The sequence below is a fragment of the Streptomyces sp. NPDC006174 genome (assembly GCF_040614075.1).
Taxonomy (GTDB): Bacteria; Actinomycetota; Actinomycetes; order Streptomycetales; family Streptomycetaceae; genus Streptomyces.
Genome location: NZ_JBEXTJ010000007.1, coordinates 164,633 through 191,506 on the forward strand (window position 1 = coordinate 164,633; position 26,874 = coordinate 191,506).

The 26,874-nt window shown below is 71.1% G+C and carries 30 protein-coding genes; 14 read left to right on the plus strand and 16 right to left on the minus strand.

Translation table 11 applies throughout. The features are described from left to right. Nucleotides 1-11 precede the first annotated feature (11 nt). The 5 genes from ABZ267_RS17675 to ABZ267_RS17695 form a co-directional block, all read right to left on the minus strand. The gene (locus ABZ267_RS17675) at nucleotides 12-932 is read right to left on the minus strand and encodes a 4-(cytidine 5'-diphospho)-2-C-methyl-D-erythritol kinase (protein ID WP_356746432.1); all 921 of its coding nucleotides are present in this window, start codon (nucleotides 930-932) and stop codon (nucleotides 12-14) included. Next, complete coding sequence (gene rsmA / locus ABZ267_RS17680; RefSeq protein ID WP_356746433.1) at nucleotides 929-1,804, minus strand: 16S rRNA (adenine(1518)-N(6)/adenine(1519)-N(6))-dimethyltransferase RsmA; 876 nt, start codon at nucleotides 1,802-1,804, stop codon at nucleotides 929-931. The genes ABZ267_RS17675 and rsmA overlap by 4 nt, the downstream gene beginning before the upstream one ends. Then, a complete protein-coding gene (locus ABZ267_RS17685; protein ID WP_356746434.1) occupies nucleotides 1,801-3,114 on the minus strand; it encodes a ubiquitin-like domain-containing protein in 1,314 nt (437 codons plus the stop codon). The genes rsmA and ABZ267_RS17685 overlap by 4 nt, the downstream gene beginning before the upstream one ends. Before the next feature lie 108 nt (nucleotides 3,115-3,222). After that, nucleotides 3,223-4,089 (minus strand): TatD family hydrolase, encoded by an 867-nt coding sequence (locus tag ABZ267_RS17690; RefSeq protein WP_356746435.1) that lies wholly within the window; start codon nucleotides 4,087-4,089, stop codon nucleotides 3,223-3,225. Nucleotides 4,090-4,183: 94 nt separating this feature from the next. After that, nucleotides 4,184-4,540 (minus strand): hypothetical protein, encoded by a 357-nt coding sequence (locus ABZ267_RS17695; RefSeq protein WP_356746436.1) that lies wholly within the window; start codon nucleotides 4,538-4,540, stop codon nucleotides 4,184-4,186. A 489-nt stretch (nucleotides 4,541-5,029) separates the two neighbouring features. Between ABZ267_RS17695 and ABZ267_RS17700 the strand changes: the two genes are divergently transcribed. The 5 genes from ABZ267_RS17700 to ABZ267_RS17720 are packed head-to-tail and all read left to right on the plus strand — an operon-like array spanning nucleotide 5,030 to nucleotide 8,897. Next, nucleotides 5,030-5,206 carry a hypothetical protein gene (locus ABZ267_RS17700; protein WP_356746437.1) on the plus strand — a complete coding sequence of 59 codons (177 nt, stop codon included), beginning with the start codon at nucleotides 5,030-5,032 and terminating at the stop codon, nucleotides 5,204-5,206. 10 nt (nucleotides 5,207-5,216) lie between these two features. Continuing rightward, a complete protein-coding gene (locus ABZ267_RS17705; RefSeq protein WP_356746438.1) occupies nucleotides 5,217-5,915 on the plus strand; it encodes a hypothetical protein in 699 nt (232 codons plus the stop codon). Continuing rightward, nucleotides 5,912-6,916, plus strand: a complete 1,005-nt coding sequence (locus tag ABZ267_RS17710; protein WP_356746439.1) for a hypothetical protein — start codon at nucleotides 5,912-5,914, stop codon at nucleotides 6,914-6,916. The genes ABZ267_RS17705 and ABZ267_RS17710 overlap by 4 nt, the downstream gene beginning before the upstream one ends. After that, entirely contained in the window at nucleotides 6,913-7,842 is a 930-nt protein-coding gene (locus ABZ267_RS17715; protein WP_356746440.1) for a hypothetical protein, read from the plus strand. The genes ABZ267_RS17710 and ABZ267_RS17715 overlap by 4 nt, the downstream gene beginning before the upstream one ends. Then, entirely contained in the window at nucleotides 7,839-8,897 is a 1,059-nt protein-coding gene (locus ABZ267_RS17720; RefSeq protein ID WP_356746441.1) for a serine hydrolase domain-containing protein, read from the plus strand. The genes ABZ267_RS17715 and ABZ267_RS17720 overlap by 4 nt, the downstream gene beginning before the upstream one ends. A 310-nt stretch (nucleotides 8,898-9,207) precedes the next feature. Here the strand turns inward: ABZ267_RS17720 and ABZ267_RS17725 are convergent, their stop codons facing one another. Next, nucleotides 9,208-9,588, minus strand: a complete 381-nt coding sequence (locus ABZ267_RS17725) for a DUF4267 domain-containing protein (RefSeq protein WP_356746442.1) — start codon at nucleotides 9,586-9,588, stop codon at nucleotides 9,208-9,210. Between the two features lie 128 nt (nucleotides 9,589-9,716). Next, nucleotides 9,717-10,607 carry a 16S rRNA (cytidine(1402)-2'-O)-methyltransferase gene (rsmI, locus tag ABZ267_RS17730; protein WP_356746443.1) on the minus strand — a complete coding sequence of 297 codons (891 nt, stop codon included), beginning with the start codon at nucleotides 10,605-10,607 and terminating at the stop codon, nucleotides 9,717-9,719. 53 nt (nucleotides 10,608-10,660) lie between these two features. Between rsmI and ABZ267_RS17735 the strand changes: the two genes are divergently transcribed. Together ABZ267_RS17735 and ABZ267_RS17740 are read left to right on the plus strand one after the other, a co-directional pair. Further along, nucleotides 10,661-12,427 carry a phospholipid carrier-dependent glycosyltransferase gene (locus ABZ267_RS17735; protein ID WP_356746444.1) on the plus strand — a complete coding sequence of 589 codons (1,767 nt, stop codon included), beginning with the start codon at nucleotides 10,661-10,663 and terminating at the stop codon, nucleotides 12,425-12,427. Between the two features lie 295 nt (nucleotides 12,428-12,722). After that, a complete protein-coding gene (locus tag ABZ267_RS17740; RefSeq protein WP_356746731.1) occupies nucleotides 12,723-14,177 on the plus strand; it encodes a Cys-Gln thioester bond-forming surface protein in 1,455 nt (484 codons plus the stop codon). 206 nt (nucleotides 14,178-14,383) lie between these two features. Here ABZ267_RS17740 and ABZ267_RS17745 read toward each other — a convergent pair whose 3' ends face one another. Further along, nucleotides 14,384-14,539: a hypothetical protein gene (locus tag ABZ267_RS17745; RefSeq protein ID WP_356746445.1), complete on the minus strand. Its 156-nt coding sequence runs from the start codon at nucleotides 14,537-14,539 to the stop codon at nucleotides 14,384-14,386. A 340-nt stretch (nucleotides 14,540-14,879) separates the two neighbouring features. Here ABZ267_RS17745 and ABZ267_RS17750 point away from each other — a divergent pair, with 340 nt between their 5' ends. Continuing rightward, nucleotides 14,880-16,520, plus strand: coding sequence for a penicillin-binding transpeptidase domain-containing protein (locus tag ABZ267_RS17750; RefSeq protein WP_356746446.1), 1,641 nt, complete (start codon nucleotides 14,880-14,882; stop codon nucleotides 16,518-16,520). Between the two features lie 286 nt (nucleotides 16,521-16,806). Here ABZ267_RS17750 and ABZ267_RS17755 read toward each other — a convergent pair whose 3' ends face one another. Further along, entirely contained in the window at nucleotides 16,807-17,385 is a 579-nt protein-coding gene (locus ABZ267_RS17755; protein WP_356746447.1) for a 3'-5' exonuclease, read from the minus strand. A gap of 26 nt (nucleotides 17,386-17,411) precedes the next feature. Continuing rightward, complete coding sequence (locus tag ABZ267_RS17760) at nucleotides 17,412-17,546, minus strand: ArsR family transcriptional regulator (protein ID WP_356746448.1); 135 nt, start codon at nucleotides 17,544-17,546, stop codon at nucleotides 17,412-17,414. A 139-nt stretch (nucleotides 17,547-17,685) separates the two neighbouring features. Between ABZ267_RS17760 and ABZ267_RS17765 the strand changes: the two genes are divergently transcribed. Together ABZ267_RS17765 and ABZ267_RS17770 are read left to right on the plus strand one after the other, a co-directional pair. Continuing rightward, nucleotides 17,686-18,207, plus strand: coding sequence for a YbaK/EbsC family protein (locus ABZ267_RS17765; protein WP_356746449.1), 522 nt, complete (start codon nucleotides 17,686-17,688; stop codon nucleotides 18,205-18,207). After that, a complete protein-coding gene (locus tag ABZ267_RS17770; RefSeq protein ID WP_356746450.1) occupies nucleotides 18,204-19,055 on the plus strand; it encodes a DMT family transporter in 852 nt (283 codons plus the stop codon). The genes ABZ267_RS17765 and ABZ267_RS17770 overlap by 4 nt, the downstream gene beginning before the upstream one ends. Before the next feature lie 37 nt (nucleotides 19,056-19,092). On the opposite strand, the gene ABZ267_RS17775 is transcribed toward ABZ267_RS17770, so the two are convergent. Both ABZ267_RS17775 and ABZ267_RS17780 read right to left on the minus strand, forming a co-directional pair. Next, the gene (locus ABZ267_RS17775; protein ID WP_356746451.1) at nucleotides 19,093-19,482 is read right to left on the minus strand and encodes a hypothetical protein; all 390 of its coding nucleotides are present in this window, start codon (nucleotides 19,480-19,482) and stop codon (nucleotides 19,093-19,095) included. Between the two features lie 240 nt (nucleotides 19,483-19,722). Beyond that, the gene (locus tag ABZ267_RS17780) at nucleotides 19,723-21,264 is read right to left on the minus strand and encodes an alanine/glycine:cation symporter family protein (protein WP_356746452.1); all 1,542 of its coding nucleotides are present in this window, start codon (nucleotides 21,262-21,264) and stop codon (nucleotides 19,723-19,725) included. A 420-nt stretch (nucleotides 21,265-21,684) separates the two neighbouring features. Between ABZ267_RS17780 and ABZ267_RS17785 the strand changes: the two genes are divergently transcribed. Beyond that, nucleotides 21,685-22,230 carry a hypothetical protein gene (locus ABZ267_RS17785; RefSeq protein ID WP_356746453.1) on the plus strand — a complete coding sequence of 182 codons (546 nt, stop codon included), beginning with the start codon at nucleotides 21,685-21,687 and terminating at the stop codon, nucleotides 22,228-22,230. Nucleotides 22,231-22,374: 144 nt separating this feature from the next. On the opposite strand, the gene ABZ267_RS17790 is transcribed toward ABZ267_RS17785, so the two are convergent. The 4 genes from ABZ267_RS17790 to ABZ267_RS17805 form a co-directional block, all read right to left on the minus strand. Then, entirely contained in the window at nucleotides 22,375-22,770 is a 396-nt protein-coding gene (locus ABZ267_RS17790; RefSeq protein ID WP_356746454.1) for a hypothetical protein, read from the minus strand. Between the two features lie 249 nt (nucleotides 22,771-23,019). After that, on the minus strand, nucleotides 23,020-23,217 hold the full coding sequence (locus ABZ267_RS17795; RefSeq protein WP_356746455.1) for a DUF397 domain-containing protein: 198 nt from the start codon (nucleotides 23,215-23,217) through the stop codon (nucleotides 23,020-23,022). A 17-nt stretch (nucleotides 23,218-23,234) separates the two neighbouring features. Beyond that, nucleotides 23,235-23,450 (minus strand): DUF397 domain-containing protein, encoded by a 216-nt coding sequence (locus tag ABZ267_RS17800; protein ID WP_356746456.1) that lies wholly within the window; start codon nucleotides 23,448-23,450, stop codon nucleotides 23,235-23,237. Beyond that, nucleotides 23,447-24,325 (minus strand): helix-turn-helix transcriptional regulator, encoded by an 879-nt coding sequence (locus ABZ267_RS17805; protein WP_356746457.1) that lies wholly within the window; start codon nucleotides 24,323-24,325, stop codon nucleotides 23,447-23,449. Before ABZ267_RS17805 ends, ABZ267_RS17800 begins: the two co-directional genes overlap by 4 nt. Nucleotides 24,326-24,489: 164 nt before the next feature. Between ABZ267_RS17805 and ABZ267_RS17810 the strand changes: the two genes are divergently transcribed. The 3 genes from ABZ267_RS17810 (at nucleotide 24,490) to ABZ267_RS17820 (ending at nucleotide 26,816) form a co-directional block, all read left to right on the plus strand. Then, nucleotides 24,490-24,927 (plus strand): ATP-binding protein, encoded by a 438-nt coding sequence (locus ABZ267_RS17810; protein ID WP_356746458.1) that lies wholly within the window; start codon nucleotides 24,490-24,492, stop codon nucleotides 24,925-24,927. A 325-nt stretch (nucleotides 24,928-25,252) separates the two neighbouring features. Beyond that, nucleotides 25,253-26,284 carry a hypothetical protein gene (locus ABZ267_RS17815; protein WP_356746459.1) on the plus strand — a complete coding sequence of 344 codons (1,032 nt, stop codon included), beginning with the start codon at nucleotides 25,253-25,255 and terminating at the stop codon, nucleotides 26,282-26,284. 58 nt (nucleotides 26,285-26,342) lie between these two features. Beyond that, nucleotides 26,343-26,816, plus strand: coding sequence for a GNAT family N-acetyltransferase (locus tag ABZ267_RS17820; protein ID WP_356746460.1), 474 nt, complete (start codon nucleotides 26,343-26,345; stop codon nucleotides 26,814-26,816). The last annotated feature ends 58 nt before the right edge of the window (nucleotides 26,817-26,874 follow it).

Here is a 26,874-nt window from a genome sequence, read left to right on the forward strand (position 1 = left end):
GCCTCAGCGGCTCACGAAGACGCCGTCACCACGTGCGCGCCCCGCGCGGGAGCCGGAGCCACCCGCGCGTTCCGGCAGGTCCCCGACGCCAGCAGCGCGTCGGCCACCTTGCGCGCCGCCGGCTCGTCCGCGACCAGGAACGCCGTCGTCGGCCCGGACCCGGAGACCAGCGCCGCCAGCGCGCCCGCCTCCGTGCCCGCCGCCAGCGTCTCCGCGAGGGACGGGCGCAAGGAGAGCGCGGCGGGCTGGAGGTCGTTGCTCAGGGCCGCCGCGAGTGCGCCGGAGTCGCCGGAGCGCAAGGCGGTCAGCAGCGCGGGCGAGGCGGTCGGCTCGGGGATGTCCGCCTCGGCCGTGAGCCGGTCGAACTCCCCGTACACCGCAGGCGTCGACAGCCCACCGTCCGCCACCGCGAACACCCAGTGGAACGCTCCGCCCACCTCGATCGGCGTCAGCTTCTCACCGCGTCCGGTGCCGAGCGCGGCCCCGCCGACCAGGCTGAACGGCACATCGCTGCCCAGCTCCGCGCAGATGGCCAGCAGCTCGTCGCGGCTCGCGCCCGTCCCCCACAGCGCGTCGCACGCGACCAGCGCGGCGGCCCCGTCGGCGCTGCCGCCCGCCATGCCGCCCGCGACCGGGATGTCCTTGGCGATGTGGAGGTGGACGGCGGGTGTGACGCCGTACCGCTCGGCCAGGGCCACGGCTGCGCGGGCCGCGAGGTTGGTGGCGTCCAGCGGGACCTGGGCGGCGTCCGGGCCGGAGCAGGTGATGCGCAGCTCGTCGGCGGGAACCGCGGTGACCTCGTCGTACAGGCCGACGGCGAGGAAGACGTTGGCCAGGTCGTGGAAGCCGTCGGCACGGGCGGCGCCCACGGCGAGCTGCACGTTGACCTTGGCGGGGACGCGGACGGTGACTGCGGCGGTCGCGGCACTCACAGGGACGGCACCTCCGGCTTGTTCTCCGCGATCGCCGCGAACTCCTCCACCGTCAGCGCCTCACCGCGCGCCTGCGGCGAGATCCCGGCGGCGACCAGCGCGGCCTCGGCGGCGGGCGCGGAGCCGGCCCAGCCGGACAGCGCGGCCCGGAGCGTCTTGCGGCGCTGCGCGAAGGCCGCGTCGACGACGGCGAAGACCTCGGCGCGGGTGGCGGTGGTGGCGATGGGCTCCGTGCGGCGGACGAGCGAGACGAGCCCGGAGTCGACGTTCGGCGCGGGCCAGAAGACCGTACGGCCGATCGAGCCGGCGCGCTTGACCTCCGCGTACCAGTTGGCCTTCACCGACGGCACGCCGTAGACCTTGTTGCCCGGCCGGGCGGCCAGCCGGTCGGCCACCTCGGCCTGGACCATGACCAGGGTCCGCTCGATGCTCGGGAAGCGCTCCAGCATGGTGAGCAGGACGGGCACGGCCACGTTGTACGGGAGGTTGGCGACGAGCGCGGTGGGCGCGGGGCCCGGCAGCTCGGTGACCAGCATCGCGTCGGAGTGGACCAGCGCGAACCGGTCGGCGCGCTCCGGCATCCGGGCCTGGACCGTGGCGGGCAGCGCGGCCGCGAGCACGTCGTCGATCTCCACCGCGACCACCCGGTCCGCCGCCTCCAGCAGCGCCAGGGTCAGCGAGCCGAGCCCGGGGCCGACCTCGACGACGGTGTCGTCCGGGCGGACCTCGGCGGTGCGCACGATGCGGCGGACCGTGTTGGCGTCGATGACGAAGTTCTGACCGCGCTGCTTGGTCGGGCGTACGCCCAGCTTCGCTGCCAGGTCGCGGATGTCTGCGGGGCCCAGGAGGGCGTCGGGCTCTGTGCTGCTCACCCGGTAAGCCTACGGCCGCAGTGCGGCCACGGACTCGCCCCCCGCTGCACGTAGAGCTTCTTCGCCCGGTACGTCTGCTCGGCGGCGGGCGCGTCCTGGGGCCGGCCGCTGCCGCCGAGCGACTGCCAGGTCCGGGTGTCGAACTGGTAGAGCCCGCCGTACGTCCCGCTCGGATCCACCGCTCCCGCCCGGCCGCCGGACTCGCAGGCGGCGAGCGCGGACCAGTTGAGCCCGTCCGCGCCGGTGACGGCTGCGGGCCGCTGCCGGGTGCCGGTGCGGACGACGCGGCTGACCGGCCGGTGGACCAGCTCCTCGCCGGTCCTGCGCGGCGTCTGCCGTACGCCGTTGACGGTCCGGACGGCGTACGTGACCCGGCGCACGCCGTTGCGCCCGGCCCGCTCCACCCGCTCGACGCCTCGGAACAGCTCGGGGTCCTCGCTCCGTTCGACGGCGTACGGGACGCTCTCCTCGTGCACCTCGCGGGTGTCGGTGATCCGCAGGACGGAGACCGTCTGGCCGTCGCGCGGGAAGCTCGCGGGGTCGACGGAGGTGGCGTCCAGGCCTTCCAGCGTGATGCCCGCCTGGGCGAGGGCCTCGTGGACGGTGGCGGCGTTGGTGCGCAGGGTGCGTTCCTGGCCGTCGGCCATGAAGGTCACGGTGCGTTCGGTGCGCACGGTGAGGAGGAGGCCGGTGCGGGCGATCGGAGTGGAGCGGGAGGCGGAGAGGTACGCGCCTTCGGCACGGATCCCGAACTCGCGCAGCGCCCCGGCCACGGTGTCGGCGGTCGTCCAGACCCGGCGGTGGTGGCCGTCGAGCGTGAGGTCGACCGGGCGGCCGTAGTGCACGGTGACCTCGTCGCCGTGGTCCAGGTCGGTGCCGGGCGCCGGGGAGACGCGGTCGTGGGCGCCGACGGTGACGCCTTCGTCCGCCAGGAGTTCGGTGACGTCGTCGGCGAAGGTGTGCAGGGTGCGGGGCGTGCCGTCGACGTCCAGCCTGACCGCCTTGTCGTGCGCGACGAACGCGGTGGTGCCGCCGGCCAGGAAGGCGACGACGAGGGCGCGCGGCACGAGCCGTCTCAGCCGCAGGTTCTCGGAGCCGGCGACGAGGACACGGCGGCGCTTGGCGGCCCGCCGGACTTCGGCGCGGGTGGGGCCCTGGCGGAGCACCGCGGGCGGCGGGCCGGTGAGCGGCGTGTCGACGACGGTCGGGGCGTGGGCGGCGGGGTCCGGTGACCACGGTCTGTCGGCCAGGGTCAGCTGCTCGTGGAACGCGTCGAGACGCCTGTCCTGCGAAGTGTTCACGCCGTTCACGCCGCTCCTGAAGATCCGCCCGCTGCCGCCCCCGTCGTGCGCGGGGACGATAGCGGAGCGGCGGTGACTCTCCAAAGCGACACGGCTACGCAGCGTGCACGACCGGGCTCAGAAGTCGAACGCGCGTGCCGTGTTGTCGTAGATCGCGGCGGCCAGTGTGTCCTTGTCCAGCCCCTTCACCGCGGCCATCGCGCGGAGCGTGACCGGGATGAGGTACGGAGCGTTGGGCCGTCCGCGGTACGGGGCCGGCGTGAGGAAAGGCGCGTCCGTCTCGACCAGGACCAGCTCGGTCGGAGCGACGGCGAGCGCGTCGCGCAGCGGCTGGGCGTTCTTGAAGGTCATGTTGCCGGCGAAGGACATGAAGTAGCCGGCCCGCGCGCAGAGCGCGGCCATCTCGGCGTCGCCGGAGTAGCAGTGGAAGACGGTCCGCTCGGGCGCTCCCGCGTCGAGCAGGACCCGCAGGACATCGGCGTGCGCGTCCCGGTCGTGGATGACCAGGGCCTTGCCGTGCCGCTTGGCGATCTCGATGTGGGCCCGGAACGACTCCTCCTGCGCGGCGATGCCTTCGGGGCCCGTACGGAAGAAGTCCAGGCCCGTCTCGCCGACCCCGCGTACGTGGTCGAGCGCGGCGAGCGCGTCGATCTCCGCCAGCGCGTCCTCCAGCGCCGCCTTGCCGCCGGGCTCGCGGGCTCCTTGCCGCGCGGTGCCGTCCGGATCGCCGTGGACGATGCGCGGGGCCTCGTTGGGATGCAGGGCCACCGAGGCGTGGACGGCCGGGTGGGCGGCGGCGGTCTCGGCGGCCCAGCGGGAGCCGGCCACGTCGCAGCCCACCTGGACCACCGTCGTGACGTTCACCGCGGCGGCCCGGGCGAGGGCCTCCTCGACGGTGGCGTCCTGCATGTCCAGGTGCGTGTGGGAGTCGGCGACCGGGACCCGGAGAGGTTCGGGCAGCGGAGGCGCTTCGGTACGGCTCATGCGCACGACTCTACGAGGGCCCGGTGCACCGGCGTACGAGGGCCGAAGCCCTCACGCGGGGAGGCGTACGCCGGTGGCGCCGGGCCCTAGGGGCTCACCTGCGGTGGAACGGGTGCAGCAGGTCGGACAGCCGCCAGTGGCGGTCGGCGGTGCGGGCCGCCGGGATCTTCTCCGGGTCCCGCTCGGCGCTCTTCGACGGGTGCAGGAGCTGCTGCGCACCCGCCACCCGGCCGGCCCGCATGATGCGCACCACGTGTCCGCCGCAGTTGGTGCAGGTGGGCGTGGAGAGCGGGGACGGCACGCGCTCACCGTCGGCCGTGTAGACGACGAACTCGTGGCCGTGGATGTCCACGTGGTGCTCTATCTCGTAGGACTGCTCCCAGCCGTACCCGCACCGCATGCAGGCGAAGGCGTACGCCTCATGGACGGTGGTCGCTGCGATCTCGCTCATACCCGCTCCTCTTGTCCGCCGGTCAGGCACTCCGGGGACGGCCGGCCCGCCCGAGGGTTTCGAACAGGTGGCCCGTCCCTTCCAGTGGACACCCGTGCGGGAACGGACGCACCAGCTCAGAGCCGATGTTGATGCGTTCTTGGCCTCCTTTTGCCGCCCTTTGCCGCCGCATGGCCCACGACAGGCCGACCCGTGACCGGCGGACGGGACAACGGGTGACAGGCATACCGCCGCGCGCCCCCGTACGCGCGGGCCACCGGACCGAATGCGCCCGCGCACCACCCCCGTGCGGCCCCTCATAATTCCCCGAATTCCCGGCCTTTTCTCACCCGTTCGCCGCATGAATTCATCATTCAATTGAATCCCCTATTACCAGGCCTGTCCGGCCCCGATTTGCGGCGCCCGCATTCCTCCCTTTGACTCGGAACGTACGTAAATCGTGACTCGGTACGTACATCAACCCGATTGTCCACAGGATGGGGAGCACCCATGTACACCACGGACACCGCTGCCACCGACATCGAGCTCGACCTCGACACGGCGCTCAACCCGGGCGAGATCGACGGCGTCTACCGCGACTCCCGCGAGTGCGCCTACCTCGCGCTTCTCGCCGGCGGCGGCGCCCTGCTGCTTTCGCCTCCGACCCCGCGCCCGAAGAAGGGCTGAACGTCGGAACATGGACCAGACACATGCTTCGTCCCCGCTCGCGGGTGCCGTGCATGACCTGGCGACAGAGGTGGTCCTCGCTCTTCGGAGCGGGGACCACCTCGCCACGGTGTGCGGCGCGGCAGGAATCGACGAGGAGAACCGGACCGGAATCGCGGCCGTGCGGGTCATCGGCGCCGATCTGCTGCTGCCGAGTGTGCTGTACGGACGTCATCCGCATCCGGGAGACGTCGCCGTGCTCGACCGGGCGGTACGGGAATTCCCGCCCAAGCCCGATGCTCCGGCCGCGACCGCCTGGAGCCACTGGCACATGATCTCCACGCTCCAGCGCGTGGCGCAGCCACCAGGCGCGACCGGGACGTACGAGGAGCCCGACGCCGCCTGGCTGGAGCAGGCGCCCTGGCAGTCCTTCACCCACCAGCTCTCCGTCCTCGCGCCTCTCGCCGTACCGGCCGCGCCTTCGGCCGTGCAGCGGGCGGCGGCGGCGCGCGCCGTCGACCTCGCGCGCGGCTTCGTCCGGGCGGTGCGGCGGCGCGACTGGCTCCAGGCGGCGGGCGCGGGCCGCTGGCTCGCGGCGATCGGCGGCGAACCGGCCACGCTGGGTCTGGAGCGCGGCCTGGACTTCGTCGAGCTGATGGGCGGCCACGACCCGCGCGTCACGCTGCACGTCCGGGCGGCCCGGCTGATGGCCGAGGCGAGGGCGCGATGACGGCGACCGCGACGCCCCAGCACCCCGGGGCGCACCCGGGCCGGGCTGCCTCCGGCGCCGCGCTCGCCGTCCTCCCGCACCTCCTGCGCCAAGCCCTGGCCTGGACCGACGCGCACCGGGCCGAGTTCGCCCTGCCCGACGACGTCCTGGACGCCCGCACCCAGGTCAACGCCACGCTCAAACCCCTCGGCGAACTGGCCCAGCTCTGCTCCACGGTCCACGCCGCCACCGCTCCCGGCACCCCGGAACACGAGGTGGCCGGCGACCTCGTCACGTACGCCTGGGAGCAGGTCGGCGCGGGTGACCTGCTCCTTGAGCTGCTGCGTACGGAGCCCTTCGCGGCCTACCCGTACGAGATCTACGCCGCCTTCGCCGGACACGGGCTGCGCCACGGCGGGTTCGAGGCGCTGGCCCGGCCGCTCACCGCGACCCGCGCCTGGGCCCACACCGAGCAGCACGCCAACCGGCAGCTCGGGCTGATCAACTCGGAGCGGCGGGTCGGCGTGGTGACGCACACGGACGCCGGTGCGGTGCTGGCGCGGACCTGGCTGGGCGGGCTCGCGGAGCCGTGGACGTTCGAGGGTCCGTCCGGCTACGCGCTGACGCACACGGTCTTCCACCTCACCGACTGGGGCCGGATGCCGGACCGGGTGCCGGAGAAGACGGACGCGTACCTGCGCACCTGGCTGCCCGCGTGGGCCGACGGCTGTGTGGAGAGCGGCCAGTGGGACCTGACGGGCGAGCTGCTGGCGGCGGCCGCCTCGCTGCCGGGCCCGGCGGCCGTGGAGCTGCTGGACACACTCTGGCCGGTGCTGGCCGGCGTCCAGCACCCGACCGGCTGCGTCCCGGAGACCGGCGCACCGGTCCAGGACCCGTCGCCGGACCCGTACCCCTTCATCGACTGCTACCACTCCACCCTCGTCACGGCGTTCGCGGCGGCTCTGTCCTTGAGGTCGCTGACGGCCGGGTCCGGGTCCGCCCGGGAAAGGCGCACCGCATGAGCAGCGGCATCCAGCAGATCCACGACGTCGGCGCGAAGGCCCTGGGCTGGCTGTACGAGCACCGCGAAGGGTTCCGGCTGGAGGCGGATCCGTCGCCGGAGGCGGGGATGCTGGACCGGTTCAAACCGCTGGGCGAGCTGGCGCTGATCGGGAAGGTCATCTTCCGCGAGGGCGTGGCGGGTTCGCAGCAGTCGGCGCTCGCGCACAAGCTGCTGGACCACGCCTGGCACGAGCTGCTGGATTCCGGGGCGCGGCTGCTGGAGGGCCAGCGGCGCGAGCCGCTCTCGCCGGTGCCGCTGGAGGTCTACGTACCGTTCCGTGAGCTCGGCTACCGGCAGCCGGACCTGGAGTCCGCGATCCGGCTCAACCACCGCCTGGCCAGCTGGGCCGGGCTGGAGGTGCTGCCGGTGCGGCGGCTGGGACTGAGCGCGATCGAGCGGCGGTTCGGCGTGGAGCCGAGCGTGCCGGAGACGGCGGCGCTGGCGCACACCTGGCTGGCGCGGCGGGCCGAACCGTGGACGGTCGAGGGCCACATCGGCTACGACATCACGCACACGGTCTTCCACCTGACGGACTGGGGCGAGAAGCCGGCCGGGCTGCCCGCCGACATCGCGGAGTACCTGGAGCTGTGGCTGCCGGCCTGGCTGGACGACTGGCTGGACCTGAAGCGCTGGGACCTGCTCGGCGAACTGCTGGTCGTGGACGCGTGCCTGCCGGAACCGACGCTGGACGCGGCGGCCTGGCAGGGCTTCGCGCAGGCGCAGCAGCCGGACGGCGCGATGCCGGTGGTGGGCGAGATGCCGGAAGGCGACGAGGAGTCGGTGTTCGACCTGGTCTACCACCCGACGGTGGTGGCCGCGTTCGCCTCGGCGCTGGCGATGAGCCGGGCGCTGTCGGACCTGAGCGCCGCACCGGCTCCGGCATGACGGACGTGACGGCGTTCCCGGTGACGGCTGTCGACTCCTCGGCCACGACAGCCCGCCTCCTGGCCGGGGCGGCCGGGCGGATCGACGCGCCGGACGTGGTGATCGCGGTCAGCCGGGGCGGAGTACGTACGGTCCACACGGGCGGCAGCGCGGAGCCGGGCCCGGTCCCTCGCGAGCGGCTGCACCACGAACTGGGCTCGGCGTCCAAGCCGTTCGCGGGTCTGCTGCTGGCCCGGCTGGTGGCGCAGGGGCGGGTGCGGTACGAGGACCGGGCGGCGGACCTGCTGGCTCCGGGCCTCCCGGTGCACCCTTCGGTACGCCGGATCACGCTGCGCCATCTGCTCACCCACACCTCGGGACTGCCGGGCCTGCCCGCCGACTTCTACCCGCAGGCGGTGCCGCGCTGGTCGAGCGACCCGTACGGCAACTATCCGGCGGACCGGGTGGTCCGGGCCTTCCTCCGCGCCCGCCCGCGCCACCGGCCCGGCACCCGCTGGCACTACTCGAACTTCGCGGTCTCGGTCCTCGGCCACACGCTCGCCGCCGCCACCGGAACCCCGTGGGAGGTGCTGCTGCACCAACAGGTGCTGGCTCCGCTGGCCTTGGAGGCCACGCTGCTGCGGCCGGGCCCGGAGGGGACCGACGCGATCGGCCACCGCCGCGACGGCACACCGCTGCCGGCCCTGGACACGGGAGGCTTCACGGCGGCGGGAGCGCTGCGGTCGACGCCGCTGGACCTGCTGACGTTCCTGGAGGCGCACCTGGGGGCCGCCGATCTCCAGGACACCTCGCTGAGCACCGCGCTCGCCGAGGTGACCCGTCCGGTGCTGCGGCGCGGCCGGCGCCACGCGCACACCCACACGCTGACGTGGTTCCAGCACCCGACCCCGTACGGCCCGGCCCTCTTCCACGCCGGAGCGACCCTCGGCCAGCAGGCGTTCCTCGGCTTCCGCCCGGAGACGGGCCTGGCGGTGGCGGCGACGGCGACGCGGCGGGTGCACCGGAAGGACACGTTCGTGGCGACGGCGTACGAGCTGCTAACGGAGACGCCGTGAGCAGCGCCAGGGTTCACGGGTTTCACATGTGAGCCGCCGAGGCTCACGCGTGACCGCCCGCATCCCGATCGCACTTCCGGCGTGCCCGAGGGCCTGTCGCCGACGGATCCGAATCGCACGCGATCGGGCGCGTAGGACACCCCAGCCCTGTTCGGACGGCCGGCATCGGCTGTGCCGTCGCCGGTTCGGTCACCGCAGGCCACCGCTTTCGCGGTGGCCGGCATGATGGGTGATCACCTGACGGCCGCAAGAGGTTCGCGACAGCCACTTGCGTGAGTGGCAGAAGTGCTCCCGGCGGCGCACGACGGACTTACGCGCCACGGCCCCGGTCCGCCGCCAGACCTGCCACCGCGCACAACGCTCCCCAGGCTCCTGCGACCGCGGCAGCCTTGCGGCGCGCGGCCGGATCGGGAAGTTGCGTGCCGAAAAGCGCCGCGTCACCGAGGTCGGCCACGACCCGGCACGCGGTTGCCGCCTGCCGAACGGAACGGTCCTTCGCGACCAGCATGACGATGCCGATCGCCGCATCCCGGACACCCATGGCCCGGATGAGCAGAGCGGCGGAAGCCGGAACGGACCCGTCCTCGTCCTCCAGGCCGCACGGCCGCGCCATCAACGCCGGCCGTACGAGGACACCCAGACCGTAGGCAGCGGTCGCCGCGCCCACCCATCGCACCGGACCAGCTTCCACAGCATCCTCCTGGTGGCTTGTGTGCTCGATGGATCACGAGTTCCCGGCCGGGTCCCATCCGACACCTCGGCATCTGACCGCTCCGGTGCGGGTGGGCTCCGGCGCAAGCACACTCTGACGCGCGACGCCTACGGCTTGGTGGCTTCACCCGCGCCCTTCTCCGCGTTCTTGGCGGCCACCACCGCGTCGAACACCTCCCGCTTGGGCACTCCGGCAGCGGCGGCGACCGCGGCGATGGCCTCCTTGCGCCGCTCGCCCGCCTCCTCGCGCACGCGCACGCGCCGCACGAGCTCCTCGGCGTCCATGCCTTCGTCACCGGAGTCGGAGGCGCCTTCGACCACGACGGTGATCTCTCCGCGTACGCCGTCCTCGGCCCACACCGCCAGCTCACCGAGCGGACCGCGCTTGACCTCCTCGTAGGTCTTGGTCAGCTCCCGGCAGACGGCCGCGCGCCGCTCGGCGCCGAAGACCTCGGCCATGGCGGCGAGCGTGTCGTCGAGCCGGTGCGGCGCCTCGAAGAAGACCATGGTGCGCCGCTCGCCGGCGTTCTCACGGAGCTTGGAGAGCCGCTCACCGGCCTTGCGCGGCAGGAAGCCTTCGAAGCAGAAGCGGTCGACGGGCAGCCCGGAGAGCGCCAGCGCGGTGAGTACGGCGGACGGCCCCGGCACGGCGGTGACGCGGATGTCCTTCTCCACGGCGGCGGCGACGAGCCGGTAGCCGGGGTCGGAGACGGACGGCATCCCGGCATCCGTGACGAGCAGCACCCGGGCACCGCCCACCAAGGCTTCCACCAGCTCCGGCGTACGGGCGGACTCGTTGCCCTCGAAGTAGGAGACGACACGCCCCGAGGTGTGAATGCCGAGCGCCTGGGTGAGCCGGCGCAGCCGCCGGGTGTCCTCGGCGGCGACGACGTCGGCCCGCTCCAGTTCGGCGGCCAGGCGTGGCGGGGCGTCCGCCACGTCACCGATGGGGGTCCCTGCGAGCACGAGCGTTCCAGTCGTTCCAGTCACATCAGCCATCCTCGCAGCACGGGCAGCACCCTTCGCACAGATGCGTTCCCTACGATGGCGCGGTGACCAGTACCGCACCCGAGACCCAGCGGGGCCAAGACGCCGGGGACCCGCTCGGCGAACAGCCGACCTCCTGGCAACGGCGGCTGCGCCGCTTCGGCCATGTTCCCCGCCCGGAGACCTCGCTCCGCGACCGGCTGGACCCGCCCTGGAACCGGCCGGGCCGGCAGGTGTGGTCGGTGCTCGCGATCCCTCCGCACGTCGCTGACCGCCTGGTGCGCTGGTCCGGCTGGGGCGGCCCGCTCCTGGTGACCCTGGTCGCGGGCCTGCTGCGCTTCTGGCGGCTGGACCAGCCGAACGCGGTGATATTCGACGAGACGTATTACGCGAAGGACGCGTGGGCGCTGGTCAACCAGGGGTACGAGGGTTCATGGCCCAAGGACGTCGACAAGCTGATCCTCAAGGACCCGTCCTCGGTCCCGATCCCGACCGACCCGGGCTATGTGGTGCACCCGCCGGTCGGCAAGTGGATCATCGGGTTCGGTGAGCAGCTGTTCGGCTTCACGCCGTTCGGCTGGCGGTTCATGGTGGCGGTGCTCGGCACGGTCTCGGTGCTGCTGCTCTGCCGGATCGGCCGGCGGCTGTTCCGCTCGACGTTCCTGGGCTGCCTGGCGGGGCTGCTGCTGGCGGTGGACGGGCTGCACTTCGTGATGAGCCGGACCGCGCTGCTGGACCTGATCGTGATGTTCTTCGTCCTGGCGGCGTTCGGCTGCCTGGTGGTGGACCGGGACCGCTCCCGCCGCCGACTGGCCGCCGCGCTGCCGGTGGACGAGGACGGAGTGCTGCGCCCGGACGCCCGGATCGCGGAAACCTTGCGCCTGGGCCGGCGGCCGTGGCGGCTGGCGGCGGGCGTGATGCTGGGCCTGGCGTTCGCGACGAAGTGGAACGGCCTCTACGTGCTGGCCGCGTTCGGCCTGATGGCGGTGTTGTGGGACGTGGGCGCGCGCCGCACGGCAGGCGCGGCGCGCCCGTACATGGCGGTGCTGCGCCGGGACCTGGTACCCGCGTTCTTCTCCACGGTCCCGGTGGCGGTCGTCACGTACATCGTGTCCTGGACCGGCTGGATCGTCACGGACAAGGGCTACTACCGCAACTGGGCCGCCACGGAAGGCAAGGGTTCCTCCTGGAGCTGGCTCCCGGACTGGCTGCGGAGCCTGTGGCACTACGAGAACCAGGTGTACGACTTCCACGTCGGCCTGACCTCGGGCCACACGTACGAGTCGAACCCCTGGAGCTGGCTGGCCCTGGGCCGCCCCGTCTCGTACTTCTACGAGGAGCAGACGGGCTGCAAGGAGTCCTCGACGGGCAAGTGCGCCGCCGAGGTCCTGGCCATCGGCACGCCGCTGCTCTGGTGGCTGGCGTGCTTCGCTCTCGCGTACGTGGTGTGGCGCTGGCTCTTCCGCCGCGACTGGCGGGCCGGCGCGATCGCGTGCGGCGTGGCGGCGGGCTGGGCGCCCTGGTTCTTCTACCAGGAGCGCACGATCTTCCTCTTCTACGCGGTGGTGTTCGTCCCGTTCCTCTGCCTGGCGGTCACGATGCTGCTGGGCGCGATCGTGGGCCCGGCGGCGGGCACGGGCGCCCGCGCGGAGTTGGGCCTCACCGGCAACGACCCGAACGGCGAACGCCGCCGCACGCTGGGCGCGATCGCGGCGGGCGTGCTGGTGCTCCTGATCATCTGGAACTTCATCTACTTCTGGCCGCTCTACACCGGGACTTCGATCCCGGAGGACCTGTGGCGGGACCGGATGTGGCTGGACACCTGGGTGTAGGAGCGGTGCCCCTCGGGACGCGGCCGCCGGGAGGAGCTGACCGGTCGTCGGAGGTAACGATTCCGATTCGGAAGACTCAAAAGGTGGCCATGGAGGTTACCCACCCTCCTTCTCTTCATACTATCTCCACGTGCTCACTGGGCACTTGAGACTGTGTTCGCGACTCTCCCACCACGTATCTCGTGTGGCGCATCTGACGCGCCTTAAGTACGGACGGGTCGCACCGGAGGGGACTTCTGTGTTGACAACCTTCTCAGCTTCCGCCGCGACCCGCCGCGGGGCCGCGGGCCGCCGGATAGCCACCACGGCCGCCACCGTCGGCGTGTTGGTCCTGGGCTCGCTCGCCGGGGCCGGCACCGCCTCGGCCGACGGCGACAACGTTCACCACCAGGGTGGCGCGATCGCCACGCTGGACGGGCTGAAGACGTTCGGCGGCGCCACCATCCATACCCGCGACGGCAAGACCAAGGGCGTCTCCGCGGGCCTGTTCGAGATGAACGTCGAGGGCGGCGGCCGACTGCAGACGTACTGCATCGACATCCACAACCCGACTCTGGAGAAAGCGAAGTACCTGGAGACCCCCTGGGCCCAGACCTCGCTCGGCACCAACAATGACGCCGGGAAGATCCTCTGGATCCTCCGGAACTCCTACCCGCAGGCCGGCGACCTGAACGCGCTCGGCCAGAAGGCCGGTGCCGGACAGCTGACGCCCGAGACGGCCGCCGCCGGTACGCAGGTCGCCATCTGGCGGTTCTCGGACGGAGCGAAGGTCGAGGCGAACAACCCGCAGGCCGAGAAGCTCGCGGACTGGCTCGAGGCGCAGGCCCAGAACCTTCAGGAGCCGAAGACCTCGCTGACCCTGGACCCGAACGCGGTGTCCGGCAAGTCGGGCGACAAGCTCGGTCCGGTGACCGTGCGCACCGACGCCGACCAGGTCTCCGTCGCCGCCAACGCCGACGCCACTGCGGCCGGCGTCAAGGTGACCGACAAGGACGGCCAGCCCGTCACCTCGGCCGTCAACGGCACCGAGCTGTACTTCGACGTGCCCGCGGGCACCGCCGACGGCAAGGCCTCGCTCACGGCCAAGACGACCACGCAGGTTCCGGTCGGCCGGGCCTTCGCGAGCGCGAGCAAGAGCCAGACGCAGATCCTGGCCGGCTCCACCGAGTCCACGATCACCGCGGACGCGACCGCGAACTGGGCCAAGAAGGGCGCCATCCCGTCGGTCACCGCGGAGAAGAACTGCACCGCGGGTGGCATCGATGTCAAGGTCGACAACGCCGGTGACAGCGACTTCACCTTCGAGCTCGCCGGTGCGGAGCACACGGTCGCCGGTGGCGACAGCAAGACCGTGACCGTCCCGGTCGGCGAGGACGAGGCGTACGACATCACCGTCACCGGTCCGGACGGCTTCACGGAGCGCTTCCAGGGCGTCCTGGACTGCGAGACCCAGGGCACCCCGCCCCCCGGCACGAGCGGTGGCGGCGAGACCCCGGAGACCAGCCCGAGCCCCAGCCCGTCCGAGGACACGGCCGGCGGCACCACGGGTGACACCACCGGCGGCACGACCGGCGAGACCACCGGCGGCACCACCGGTGACACGACCGGCGGCTCCACCGGCGGCGGTGACCTCGCGGTCACCGGCAGCTCCAGCGCCACGCCGATGATCGCCGGTATCGCGGTGGCCCTCCTCGCGGCGGGTGGCGCGGCGATGTTCTTCCTGCGCCGGAAGAAGGCCGCGGGTCACTGACTCGCACGTAGGTACACGTAGGTAACGGACGGGCCCGGCACGCTGTATGCGCGCCGGGCCCGTCTCGTAGTACGCCGGCCTCCTGAAGGCACAGCGACAGGTCACACACCATGCGGGCGGGCCACGACGAATTCCGTCGTGGCCCGCCCGCATGTGCGGGAATCCGCTTCAGCAGCAGATTTCCCGTCTCCTTCCAACACCGCAGGTTAGAAGAAGTGCTTTCGTCCACCGACCGCGCGGCCGGTCGCACCCAGGATCCACAGGATGGCACCCACCACGATGAGGATCCCGCCGATGGTCGTCAGCAGCGACATACCGACAAGCAGGCCGATAATCAGCAGAAGAAGTCCAAGGATGATCATTTTTCAGTTCCCATCGTCAAGTCCGGTTTAGGCACTTGCGCGCCTCACTTCACAACGGCCTCAGTTCACCCCACCGGTACGTCCCGGCTTCGAATGTCGCCAGGACCTCGTTGCGTTGGTCCTTGTGCCCGGCAACCCCGCGTTCACGCACCTCAACGAAAATTTGTTCCCAGACCGGCTGTGAGCCCTCTCCCACCGGGGCGCCGGCCGCATCCGGCCAAGCGTTCCGGTCCGGTAACAACACCCTCAGCCGGCACGGCAACCCCTTAGGGTTCCTCACGGTTGCCCCTTGAACATGGAACGTGGTCAAGAGGCTCTCCTGGGGAGGGGGACTGCACTGATGCGCAGTGGAGCGAAGGTCGCCGTGGTCGGCGGAGTGTTCGTCCTGGTGGCCGGCGGGATCGGCTACGGGGCGTACGGCGTGCTCGGGAGCGACGGAGACGACGGCAAGGTCGCCTCCCAGAACGCGACACCTGAGGTGAAGACCGGGCCTCCGAGCGCGGAGGAGATAACCGAGACGTCGAAGTCCTTCTTCGACGCCTGGACGGCCGGGGACGCGGCGAGCGCGGCGCTGCTCACCAACAACGAGGCCGGCGCGGAGCCCGTGCTCGCCTCGTACGGTGAGGCCGCCCACATCGGCAACGTGAAGATCACGCCGGGACCGGCCGTCGGCGCGAAGGTGCCGTACACCGTCGAGGCCACCGTCTCCCACGGCGGGAAGACCAGACCCCTGTCGTACGCCTCCGAGCTCACCGTCGTCCGCGGACTGACGACCGGGAAGGCCCTGGTCGACTGGGAACCCACCGTCGTCCATCCGCGGCTGACCGAGGGCGCGACGCTGAAGACCGGTGAGTCGCCGACGGCGGCCATCGAGGCCGTCGACCGCAACGGGATCGTGCTCACCAAGGAGAAGTACCCCTCGCTCAGCACGATCCTGGACACCCTGCGTCAGAAGTACGGTGCCTCCGCAGGCGGTTCGCCCGGCATCGAGACCTGGATCGAGCCCGCCGAGGACGGACAGGCCGACATCAACCTGCTGACCCTCGCCAAGGGCAAGCCCGGCAAGGTCCGGACGACGCTCGACGCGAACGTCCAGGCGGCGGCCGAGAAGGCGGTGAAGCGGTACGGCGAGTCCTCGGTGGCGGCGGTCCAGCCGTCCACGGGCGCGATCCTGGCCATCGCCAACAACCGCGAGGACGGCTACAACGCGGCCATGAGCGGCCAGTTGGCTCCCGGATCCACGATGAAGATCGTCACCGTGTCGATGATCATCCGGAACGGTCTCGGGAGCATCGACTCGGCGGTGGAGTGCCCGTCCACGGTGGAATGGGAGGGCGTGACCTTCCACAACCTCAAGGACTTCTCCATCAGCAACGCCACGCTGCGCGAGGCGTTCGCGCGGTCCTGCAACACCACCTTCATCAAGCCGGTCAAACCGCTCGGCGACCGGGCCGGATCAGCGCTGGGCCAGGAGGCCCGTGACTACTTCGGCCTCGGCCAGGACAACTGGCAGACCGGCGTGCCCTCCTTCGACGGCAGGATCCCGGAGTCCTCGGGGGCCGAGACGGCGGCCTCGTACATCGGTCAGGGCAAGGTCCTGATGAGCCCGCTGAACATGGCCTCGGTGAGCGCCACGGTGAAGAACGGCGCCTTCAAGCAGCCGTACCTGATCGCCCGTGAGCTGGACGACAGGCCGTTCGCCGGCGCGCGTCCGCTGCCGGCCGACGTGGCGGAGCAGCTGCGCCAGATGATGCGGTACACCGCGACCAGCCCCACCGGCACCGGCACCGAGCCCATGGCTGGCGTCGGCGGCGACAAGGGCGCCAAGACCGGTTCGGCCGAGGTCGACGGGCAGACGTCGAACAGCTGGTTCACCGGCTTCAGCAACGACCTCGCCGCGGCAGCGGTCGTCCAGGAAGGCGGCCACGGCGGCGACGCGGCGGGGCCGGTGGTGGCGGAGGTGCTGCGCGCGGGCGACTGAGGAGGCCCACCGCCAGGCAGCTGGACGGCCAACCCCCTTTGTCAACAAGAGCGTTGTGCACACCATCCCGGCGTCCGGCTGCCCTGCGGTTGGCCGATCATGATTCATCGCCTCCTCGGGATCAACCACCTGAGATCGAGACGCTGCCTGCCCAGGGGACGATGACGGCGCGCGATCCTGATGGGCGCCCAGTGGACGTCGGGGCTCATCGTCCTCGTACCGCCACCGCACCGACGTCGCCGCCACCCGTCACGGGCCGGCGGCGATACCGGCTGTCACAACCCGGTCAATGCGTCGGCCAGTTGCCCCGTCCCGCCACCTCCAGCACCAGCGCGGCGATGTTCCACGCGTCGTCGTCGCCCCGATGGTGACGGCCCTCCAGTGGCAGGCCCGCCAGGTGCAGCGCCTGGGCCATGCCAGGGCGGCGGCGGAGGCCGTACGCGGTGGTGAAGACGGCCTTCGCGTTGGTGTGGTGGTGACCGAACGGGTACGACGTGCCCGTCCGCTCGCACTGCAGCGTGAACTGCTTGCGGTCGTAGTCGCCCCAACTGGCCCACGGCAACCGGCCCGTACGGTGCTCGGAGGCCAGCACCCGGCACGCCTCGGCGAAGGTCAGGCCGCCTTCCACCTCCGCCTGCGTCAGGCCCGTCAGCTCCGTGCAGAACGGGCTGACCCGCGAGCGGGCGGGGCGGACCAGCAGGCGGTGTTTCGCCACCCGCTCGCCCACGCGCAGGTCGACCACGGTGAGGCCGATCTCGATGATCTCGTGGACCTGACCGGGCGGAGGCTGCCCCTCCCAGCACGTCGCCTCGACATCGACCACGTTCAGCAGCACCTGCTCGCCCGTGCCCGAATCCGCGTCCATGGGGTGAGGGTAGGAGGGCTCTAGCTCTATGTCATCCGGGTATCGGCCCGGGCGAGGCCGGCCTCGCGCAGGATCGCGAGCTGCTGGCTGGTGTTGGGCGGCGAGCAGCCGACGGCGTGGGCCGGTTCGGTGACGCGCGGGAGCGAAGCCGTGATCCACACCGGCCGCTTCCGGCCGGCGACCGCCGCCGGATTGGCCGGATGACCTGGCGAAAGGGCGCGCGGGCGCACGAATGGGGTCGCAGGACCGCCCCTCGGAACCCTCTCGCGTGCACCATGCACGGACCGCTAGCGTGCAGCCATGAGCAGCACACCCGAAACCCCCGAAACCCCTCCCGCCGCCCCCGTCCCGCACGCCCACCCCCGGTTCGCCGAGGCGCTCGCCGAGCTGGGCCTCCAGGTCGAGGTGCGCCGCTTCCCGGACGCGACCCGTACGGCGGCGGAGGCCGCGGCGGCGGTCGGCTGCGAGCTGAGCGAGATCGTCAAGTCCCTGGTCTTCACGGCGGACGGCGTCCCGGTGCTGGTCCTCATGGACGGCTCCTCGCGGGTGGACGTCGAGCTCGTACGGCGGGAGCTCGGCGCGCAGAAGGTCAAGCGGGCCGACGCGGACCTGGTCCGGCAGACGACCGGCTACGCGATCGGAGGCGTACCGCCCTTCGGCCACGCGACCCGCACCCGCGTCCTGGCCGACCGGCGCCTCCTGGACCACCCCGTGGTCTGGGCGGCGGCGGGCACTCCGCACACGGTCTTCCCGCTCGACCCCAAGACGCTGATCGCCCACGCGGGCGCGACGGTTGCGGATGTGCGCGAGCCCTCGAAGTGACCCCGCTGGTCGCCCTCGCGGTGCTCATCGCCGCGATAACGCATGCCAGTTGGAACGCCATCGCCCACGCCATCAAGGACCAGCTCCTCTCCTTCACGCTGATCTCCGGCGGCGGCCTGCTGATCGGCGCGGCGCTGGCCCTCTTCGCTCCGCTCCCGGCGGCGGAGGCATGGCCGTACCTCCTCGTATCGGCCGTGCTGCACGTCGCGTACATGATGCTGCTGATGCGGTCGTTCACCCTCGGCGACTTCGGCCAGATGTACCCGATCGCGCGGGGTACGGCCCCGCTCGTGGTGACCGTCCTCGCGGCGGTCTTCGTCGGTGAGCGACCGGACGCGTGGGCGACGGCGGGCGTCGCGGTCGCCTCGGCCGGGCTCGTCGGGCTGGCGCTCTGGGGCATCCGCGGTTCCGGCACCCGCCCGCACTGGCCCGCGATCGTGGCGGCCCTCGGCACGGGCCTGGCCATCGCCGGGTACACGACGGTCGACGGCGTCGGCGTACGGGCCTCCGGCACACCGCTCGGTTACGTCGCGTGGCTGATGATCCTGGAGGGCCTGGCGATCCCGGCGTACGCGTACTACCGCCGCCGCTCCGAACTGGCCGCCCAGCTCCGCCCGTTCGCCGTACGCGGCCTGCTCGGCGCGGCCCTCTCGGTGGTCGCGTACGGACTCGTCCTCTGGGCCCAGACGAGGGCCCCGCTCGCACCGATCGCGGCGCTGCGGGAGTCGTCGATCATCGTGGGCGCGGCGATCGGCACGCTGTTCTTCAAGGAGCGTTTCGGGGCGCCGAGGATCGCGGCGGCGGGGCTGATGGTGGTGGGCATCGGGCTGATGCTGCACACGAGTTGAGGCGCCCATCGGTCACACCGCACCGGCTGGCCTGCGGTCAGGCGTCAGGGTCGATATCGGGATGCGTGAACCGCACGGGCCTGCCCAGCGACCGGGCGTAGGCGATTTCGGCTCGCGTGCTGTCTCCGATGTAGTCGCCGACGACCAGCACCTCATCGGCGAGCCGGATCTTCGCCCGGTGCAGGTCATCGAGTCGAACCTTCAGCGCCTCGGCCTCGGCAGGAGCGGCCCGGAGCGCGTGCGGCGACTTGAGGTCACAGCCCGGTTTGACGACGATCTTTCCGTCTTCGGTCTCCCGCACATCGGCCTCGTTCATCTCGGCCATGAAGCGGGTGGAGCCGCAGATCACGACGATCCGCGGGAGGCTCAGTTGCTTCTTCGCGGCGGCGAGGCTCTCCTCCGGGGTGAGCGGCTGCGGATATGACAACGGTTCCTCCTGGTGGCGTGGTCCAAGGGGCGCCTGCAAGGACGAGAACGAGGGCGTTCAAGATCCTTTCGTGACGCCGACGTGGCCGCCCTCGCGACACGGCAATCTATGCGACGACAGGCTGAAGGAGCATCCGGACCTGGCAGGTCGGGCCGTATAGGGCGGTCGCCCCGGTCCCCTCCAAGAGGGGGCCGGGGCGACTCCGGGATCCAGCGGGATCAGGTCAGGTACTCGACCGGGTCAGGCCGTCACCTTCGCCGACTCGCCGTTCTTGCCTCCGCCGTCCCCGCCCGATCCGCCGGCCTTCCGGACCTTCACGTACTCGAGGAAGCTGTTGAGCTCGCGCTTGACCACGGGGGCGAGGAGGTACAGGCCGATGATGTTGATGACGGCGAGGGTGAAGAGGACCGCGTCGGCCAGGCTGATGAGGGTCTCCAGCGTGAGCAGGGAACCGGCGACGGCGAAGAGCGTGTAGAGGCTCTTGTAGACGGTCTCGCTGGTGCGGCTGCGGCCGAAGAGGTACGTCCAGGACTTGAGGCCGTAGTAACCCCAGGTGAGCACGGTGGAGACCGCGAAGAGCATGACCGCGACGGTCAGGATGTACGGGAACCAGGGCAGCACGGTCGCGAAGGCGTCCGAGGTGATCGTCACGCCGCCGATGGACTCGCCGTCCCGGGCTTCGCCCCAGCTGGCCGGGTTGGCGATGACGATGGTCAGCGCGGTCATGGTGCAGATGATGACGGTGTCGATGAACGGCTCCAGCAGCGCGACCAGGCCCTCACTGGCCGGGTGCTTGGTCTTGACCGCGGAGTGGGCGATCGGCGCGGAGCCGATCCCGGCCTCGTTGGAGAACGCGGCGCGCTGGAAGCCGATGATCAGTGCGCCGATCACACCGCCCGCGACTCCCTCGGGGTTGAACGCGCCCTCGATGATCGCGCCGATCGCGGCGGGCACGGCGCTGACGTTGACCAGGATGACGACGAGGCAGGCGACGACGTAGATGCCGGCCATCGCGGGCACGAGCCGGCTGGTGACCGAGGCGATGGATCGGATGCCGCCGAGCAGGACGACGCCGACGAGGGCGGCGACGAGGATGCCGAAGAAGAGCGCCCCGCCGGAGGAGCCGATCGCGCCGCTCTCGCCGCCGGTGACGGAGACGAGCTGAGCGTAGGACTGGTTGACCTGGAAGAGGTTGCCGCCGAAGAGGCCGAAGAACAGGATCATGATGGAGGCGAGGACGGCGAGGACCTTGCCGAGGCTCTTGCCGTTCTTCCCGAAGCGCTCGGCCAGCCCCTTGGGCAGGTAGTGCATCGGTCCGCCGGAGACGGTGCCGTCGGCGTGGACCTCGCGGTACTTCACGCCGAGCGTCACCTCGACGAACTTGGTGGCCATGCCGAGGAGACCGCAGACGATCATCCAGAACGTGGCTCCGGCGCCACCGATGGAGACGGCGACGGCCACACCCGCGATGTTCCCGAGCCCGACCGTGCCGGAGACGGCGGCGGTCAGGGCCTGGAAGTGGTTGACCTCGCCGGCGGAGTCCTTGTCGTCGTACTTACCGCGCACCACGTCGAGGGCGAGCCGGAACTTCCGCACCTGGACGAAGCCGAACCAGCCGGTGAAGACCAGTCCCGCCACCGCCAGCCAGGTGACGATGAGCGGCACGTCCGCCCCGCCGATGTTGACGGAGTAGAAGACGATGTCGCCCAGCCAGGTGGCTATGGGCTCGAAGAACCCACTGACGGATTCATCGATGTTCTGCGTGATGGAGTCGAGTGACACGTTGGCTACCTCGATGACGCGGGGACGGCGGACTGGGGGGTGCCTTCGCCGATCGGTGTGCGATGGGGGATGAGCGAACGACGTTGTCCGGTCGGCGACCCGGCGTGTCCCATGGGGCGGACTACGACGGTGGCCGCTCTGGCTTGCTGCCGGGTGGGACCCGGCGCTCCGCCGCGACGGTGGTTCCGTCAGCGAAGTCGGGCATTTGTACCACGATGTTTACCGATTCTTTAGTGACGTGGTTCACATTCAGGGAGGACTGGGACGAAGGTGCTGGTGCAGTGATGTCATCGTTATGCGGATCACCAGATGCGTTTATCGGACACCTACGTGAGGGTCACCGCCGAGCCGCCACTGGTCCAGACCTCCCGCCCGGGTCCGCTGGACCCGTCCTGCTGAGTGAGGGCAGGATCGGACCTCATGGGTAGAGAGATGATGATCGCGCTGATCGGAGCGGGGAGCGCCCTCACGGGTGCCCTGGTCGGTGGGGCGGCGGCGGTGATGGGAGCGGCCAGGGCGGCTCGGAGCGCCTACTTCGGGCCGCTGGACGTCGCGCGCCGCGAGGGGCAGCGCGAGGCCTACGTCGCGCTGCTCAAGGCGGCCGACACATACGAGGCAGAGACGGCCACGGCGCTCGGGTACGCGCGCCTCCTGCACTCCGACCCGGACGAGCGTGCCCGGTACCGAAGTGCCATCTCCTCGGCAGCCATGCCGCAGCCGGTGGCGGCCTCTGTCCGGCAGGTCGAACTGGAGGGACCGACCCGCGTCGCCGAGGCCGCCAAGGCTGTTCGGGCAGCTGCCCAGCAACTCGCAGTCACCTTGACCGGCATCGAGGGCGGCTTCGAGAACCCTGACGAAGGCTTGGACCCGGCGGTGCCGGATCAAGCCCACGAACAGCACGAGGCCTTGCGGTCCGCGATCAACGCGTTCGCCGACGTCGCGGGCAAGCGCCTCAACACCTGGTAGCCGAAACGGCGCATGTCCTCGCGAGCCCGCAGCCGAGCGGCCAACGGGTGGGACAGCAGTCGCAATCGAAGCTCGGGCGCGCCAGGCACTCAGCCACCCGAACTCGGCTGCTCACGTCCCTGAGACGCGATCGTTCGCGCTACTTCACTTCAGTGCGTACGCCGCAGCCTGTGCGAGGGTGCTCGCTGCGTCGGAACGTTCCGCCTTGGTCGACTTCTTGTCGGCCAGCACCTTGGCGGCGGCGGTGAGTATCTTCTTGCGGGGCCTGCCCGGCGATGCGGTCGGAGACTGGGCCAGGGCGCTGGCTGCGGCCTTCTTCTCGGACTTCGACCGCTTCTTGGACCGCACGACCTTGCCCGCGGCGGATGCCGGCCCGGACCTGGTGCTCTTGGTGTCGCCCGTACCCGCCTTGCCGGAGGTCTGCGACAGCGTGCTCGCAGCGGCCGTCCGGCTGCTCTTCGACTTCCCGCCCCGAGCGGCCCGGCCCGCCGCTGAGGCGGCCTTCGGACCCGTAGTGCCGGATGCCTTTGTCTTCGCCATGGCGCTCTCCCTGCTCGTCCGTCGGTTCTGTCGTCACCACCGGGTACCCGAACTTCCCCGCCAGGAACGGGTGGAAGCGCAGGGCCGGTTATGCGGACCCGGGTGGGGACCAGCTCGACGGAGACGAGGGAGTTGGAGTTCCGCTTCCTCGATGAGGAGGACGAAGCGGTGGCCTCGTGGCGCTTCAAGGAAATGCTCCGCGAAGAGGCCCGCCATCCCGGAGAGCACCGTCATGTCCCTCTGGAGAGGTCAGTGCGCCGCGGCGTACGAGACGAAACCCGCCCACGCGGCGGGGGCGAGGATGAGGCGGGGGCCGTGGGCATTCTTGGAGTCGCGGACGTGGACGGCGTCGGGGGCGGTTGCGACCTCCACGCATTCGTTGCTGTTGCTGCTGTCGCTGTAGCTGCTCTTGAACCACCGCAGCCCAGCAGGGGGCTCGCTGATCATGTCGCTCCCGAGGAGGGTCAGTGTTCGGCGGCGTACAAGACGAAGCCCGCCCACGCGGCAGGCGCGACGGCGAGACGAGGGCCGTGGGCGTTCTTGGAGTCGCGCACGTGGACAGCGTCCGGGGCAGCAGCGACCTCCACGCATTCGCTGCCACTGCCGCTGTCGCTGTGACTGCTCTTGAACCACCGCAGCTCAGGAGCGGAAGCGTCCCTAGCAGGCAGCTTGCGGATCATGTCTCTCCCAGCACTTGCTCGATGAAGGCCCTCGACTCCCAAGGGTTGAGAGCCTGGGCCCGGACCATGCTAGTCCGCGATTCCAGGATCCAAATCTGCTTGGGGTCCGAGACGGGGCGCCCGCCGAACGCCCCGTCGGAACGCCCCACCGCCGTGCCGTCCTTGAACTTCAGCAGCTGGATCCCACCGTCGATTCCCGCGTGCTCCTCGCGATCGATCGGCATCACTTGAATTGTCACGTTTCGCAATTCGCCTACCACCAAAAGGTGTTCGAGTTGGCGGCGCAACACCATCCTGCCGCCGAGCGGGCGCCGCAGCGCCACCTCTTCGAGGACGAATCCGAGCGTCGGAGCGGGTGACCGCTCGAAGATGGTCTGGCGGGCCATCCGCGCGGCCACGGCCCGTTCGATCTCTTCCTGCGGGTAGGCGGGTTGGCGCATCGCGAACAGCGCTCGCGCGTACTCGGACGTCTGCAGCAGACCTTCCACGCTGTTGTTGCTATAGGTCAGCAACTCCACCGCCGCGGCCTCCAACTTGACCAGCTCCCGAATCTTCTTCGGATACCGCACCTCCGCGATGTCCGCCTTCATCGCCGCGAGCTTGCCCTCCGCCCCCAGCACCCCGTCCGCGCCGTCCATGAACTCCGGGCGGGGGATGCGTCGGCCGCCCTCCACCTTGTAGATGAGGTCCTCGCTGTACCCCATCGCCGTCCCGAACTCCGCCGCCCGCATCCCCGCCGCCTCGCGCCACGCCTTGATCTGGCGGCCCACGGCGGCGACCACCGCAGCGCCCGGCTCGTCGTCCGGGTCGACCTCCCAGCCGGGCTCGTCCACCCCGGCGTCCCCGCGCTCCGTACCGTCGCCAACCACGCTCATGCGAGCCCCACTTCCGACGTGCGTGCCGTTCTTCCCTCAACAGCGACCGTTCCCGGCACGTCACTCCAGACAGCCAAGACAACACGGGACAAGCCCCAGACACTCACCGTACGCAAGGGCTCCGTCACTGTTCACGGTACGCAGAGACGGCCACGCTGAGTGACATGAACCAACAAACCCTCCACACTCAACACCCCTCCACCGAACAGGCGTTCACCGTCCTGCTCTCCCCCACCCGCCGAGGCGCCCGGCTCGCCCGGCTGCTCACCGTGGCCCATCTCGGCGCCTGGGGGCTCCCCTCGGAGTCGGCCGCGCACATCGTCGCCGAGCTGGCGGCGAACGCCACGGTCCACGGCCGCGTACAGGGCCGGGACTTCCAACTCAGGTTGGCCGTCAGCGGACAGAGGCTCCGGATCGAGGTCACCGACACCCGGGGCGACAGCGTTCCGCCGGGGCCAGGTGCGGTGAAAGCGCCCGAGGACGACTACGCGGAGCACGGGCGCGGCCTGGTCATCGTGGAGGCACTGGCGGACCACTGGGGCGTCGTCCCCGGCCCCGTACCGCGCAAGACCGTCTGGGCCGAGATCGACCTCGTACGGTGACGATCCCGACCGGGTCGCGCGCGGGCGCGACCCGGTAACCAGCACAAACCGCCCACCGGATCGTGCCCGGCCGCGACGCGGTGGCGAGCGACATCAACTACTTGAAGAACTAGAGAAATAACCCCACCCGACCCAACCCGTCCTCCACCTGACGCATCCCTAGGGCGCGTCACCCACACGGGTGAGTTTTGCCAACTCAGCTGGATTTCGCACCGGTTGGCAGGCATATGCTCACGCCACCGGACCAGCACACATACGTCGGCCCCCGGCCGGGACTGCAATCCCGATCGAGGGCCTGACCACCAAGGAAGACGGAACCTTCCCGATGGATACCTCGCAGAATACTGCGCTCGCGCGCGCCCTGACAGAGCTTCCCGGCCCTCTCCCGGCCCGAGGCGTGATCCAGATCGTGATCCCGCACACCGACCGCTTCACCGTCGTCGGCAACCACCTCGCCCAGCACGCCGGCCTGAGCACGGTGGCCGTGGGCTTCGCCGTACGCATCCAGTCGCTGCCCCAAGGCACCGAGATCGGCATCAAGGCCCTCGCCGCCCGCTTCCGCGAAGGCGAGAAGCTCATCGCCACCGCCCTGCGCGAACTGGAGGCCCACGGCTACCTGCGACGGGCCCGTACCCGTCTGCCCAGCGGCCGCATCGTCACCCGCACGGTCTTCTGCAACCAGCCAACAGCGCTGTTACGGGCCCAAGTGGCGGCGGCCCCACCCTGGCTGCCTCCAGCCGAACCGCAGACCCCGCCTCCGGTGCAGGACGCAGAGCCCGCGCCGCCCGCCACCCCGGAGGCCGCCGCCCCGCAGGCCCCCGCACTCCCCGACGTACAACAGGAACAGGCACCCGAAGCGCCCGACCCGCAGGATCACGACCACGACCCCTTCGTCTCCCTCGTCCCGCCGCCCACCGCACCCAGGCAGCCGTCACCTCCCCTCCCCCAGCCCCGTGAACTCACCGCCGAGCTGCACCGCGCCGCCACCGCGCTCCTCAGCGACCTCCGCCGCCACGCACCGCAGTTCACGCTCTCCGAGAACGACATCCGCCAACTCGCCCCGGCAGTTGCCGCCTGGCTCGAACGCGACGCCCACCCCGACACCATCCGCCACGTCCTCACCAACGACCCACCCCGGCTCCTCCGCCACCCCGCCAAACTCCTCAAACACCGCCTCACCGCCCTCCTCCCTCCACCCCTCCCCGGCGCCGACGACCTCGCCGCCCCCGCCCGCCCACGCATCGCCGTGACTCCGTTCCAGACCTGCGACGGCTGCGAACGCGCCTTCCGCTCACCCACACCCGGCCGTTGCCGCGACTGCCGGAACGAAGTCGGACACGCCCAAACCGCCGCCTGAGCGTAACGTCAGTCGGCTCCGCCCAGAGTGCTGCGCGCCGCGACTAGGCTCCCAGCCCATGACCCCCACCACGCGCAGCGACGACAGGAACAGGGACGAGGACACGGACGCAGGGAGCGACGGGTACGAGATCGACACCGACCCCGGCCGCCTCGACATCGGCCTCGTGCACCACTGGCTCTCCACGGACGCCTTCTGGGCGCTGGGCCGCAGCCGCGACACCGTCGAGCGGTCCGTAGGCGGGTCGCTCAATTTCGGTGCGTACGGCCCCGATGGAGACCAGGTCGCCTACGCCCGCGTCGTCACGGACCGGGCGACCTTCGCCTGGCTCTGCGACGTCTACGTGGCGCCCGCGCATCGCGGCCGGGAGCTCGGCGCCCGGCTGGCCACCGCCGTCCGCGACCACCTCGCCCCGTACGAACTCAAGCGGACGATGCTCTCCACGCTGGATGCGCACGAGTTGTACGCGAAGGTCGGGTTCGTCCCCGTACCCGATCCCGAGCGGCTGATGATCCTCGGCCCCACCCCGTAGACCTCCGGTGGTGAGGACCGGTGCAGCGACACCTCCCACTCGTCCGACATCCGAGCTA

Bases quoted from the DNA above. Each gene is read 5' to 3' on its own strand.
- ABZ267_RS17690 (WP_356746435.1), bottom strand. From the start codon at position 4,089: ATGAGCCGTACCGAAGCGCCTCCGCTGCCCGAACCTCTCCGGGTCCCG.
- ABZ267_RS17695 (WP_356746436.1), bottom strand. From the start codon at position 4,540: ATGAGCGAGATCGCAGCGACCACCGTCCATGAGGCGTACGCCTTCGCC.
- ABZ267_RS17700 (WP_356746437.1), top strand. From the start codon at position 5,030: ATGTACACCACGGACACCGCTGCCACCGACATCGAGCTCGACCTCGAC.
- ABZ267_RS17705 (WP_356746438.1), top strand. From the start codon at position 5,217: ATGGACCAGACACATGCTTCGTCCCCGCTCGCGGGTGCCGTGCATGAC.
- ABZ267_RS17710 (WP_356746439.1), top strand. From the start codon at position 5,912: ATGACGGCGACCGCGACGCCCCAGCACCCCGGGGCGCACCCGGGCCGG.
- ABZ267_RS17715 (WP_356746440.1), top strand. From the start codon at position 6,913: ATGAGCAGCGGCATCCAGCAGATCCACGACGTCGGCGCGAAGGCCCTG.
- ABZ267_RS17720 (WP_356746441.1), top strand. From the start codon at position 7,839: ATGACGGACGTGACGGCGTTCCCGGTGACGGCTGTCGACTCCTCGGCC.
- rsmI (WP_356746443.1), bottom strand. From the start codon at position 10,607: ATGGCTGATGTGACTGGAACGACTGGAACGCTCGTGCTCGCAGGGACC.
- ABZ267_RS17745 (WP_356746445.1), bottom strand. From the start codon at position 14,539: ATGATCATCCTTGGACTTCTTCTGCTGATTATCGGCCTGCTTGTCGGT.
- ABZ267_RS17750 (WP_356746446.1), top strand. From the start codon at position 14,880: ATGCGCAGTGGAGCGAAGGTCGCCGTGGTCGGCGGAGTGTTCGTCCTG.
- ABZ267_RS17755 (WP_356746447.1), bottom strand. From the start codon at position 17,385: ATGGACGCGGATTCGGGCACGGGCGAGCAGGTGCTGCTGAACGTGGTC.
- ABZ267_RS17765 (WP_356746449.1), top strand. From the start codon at position 17,686: ATGAGCAGCACACCCGAAACCCCCGAAACCCCTCCCGCCGCCCCCGTC.
- ABZ267_RS17785 (WP_356746453.1), top strand. From the start codon at position 21,685: ATGGGTAGAGAGATGATGATCGCGCTGATCGGAGCGGGGAGCGCCCTC.
- ABZ267_RS17790 (WP_356746454.1), bottom strand. From the start codon at position 22,770: ATGGCGAAGACAAAGGCATCCGGCACTACGGGTCCGAAGGCCGCCTCA.
- ABZ267_RS17795 (WP_356746455.1), bottom strand. From the start codon at position 23,217: ATGATCAGCGAGCCCCCTGCTGGGCTGCGGTGGTTCAAGAGCAGCTAC.
- ABZ267_RS17800 (WP_356746456.1), bottom strand. From the start codon at position 23,450: ATGATCCGCAAGCTGCCTGCTAGGGACGCTTCCGCTCCTGAGCTGCGG.
- ABZ267_RS17805 (WP_356746457.1), bottom strand. From the start codon at position 24,325: ATGAGCGTGGTTGGCGACGGTACGGAGCGCGGGGACGCCGGGGTGGAC.
- ABZ267_RS17810 (WP_356746458.1), top strand. From the start codon at position 24,490: ATGAACCAACAAACCCTCCACACTCAACACCCCTCCACCGAACAGGCG.
- ABZ267_RS17815 (WP_356746459.1), top strand. From the start codon at position 25,253: ATGGATACCTCGCAGAATACTGCGCTCGCGCGCGCCCTGACAGAGCTT.
- ABZ267_RS17820 (WP_356746460.1), top strand. From the start codon at position 26,343: ATGACCCCCACCACGCGCAGCGACGACAGGAACAGGGACGAGGACACG.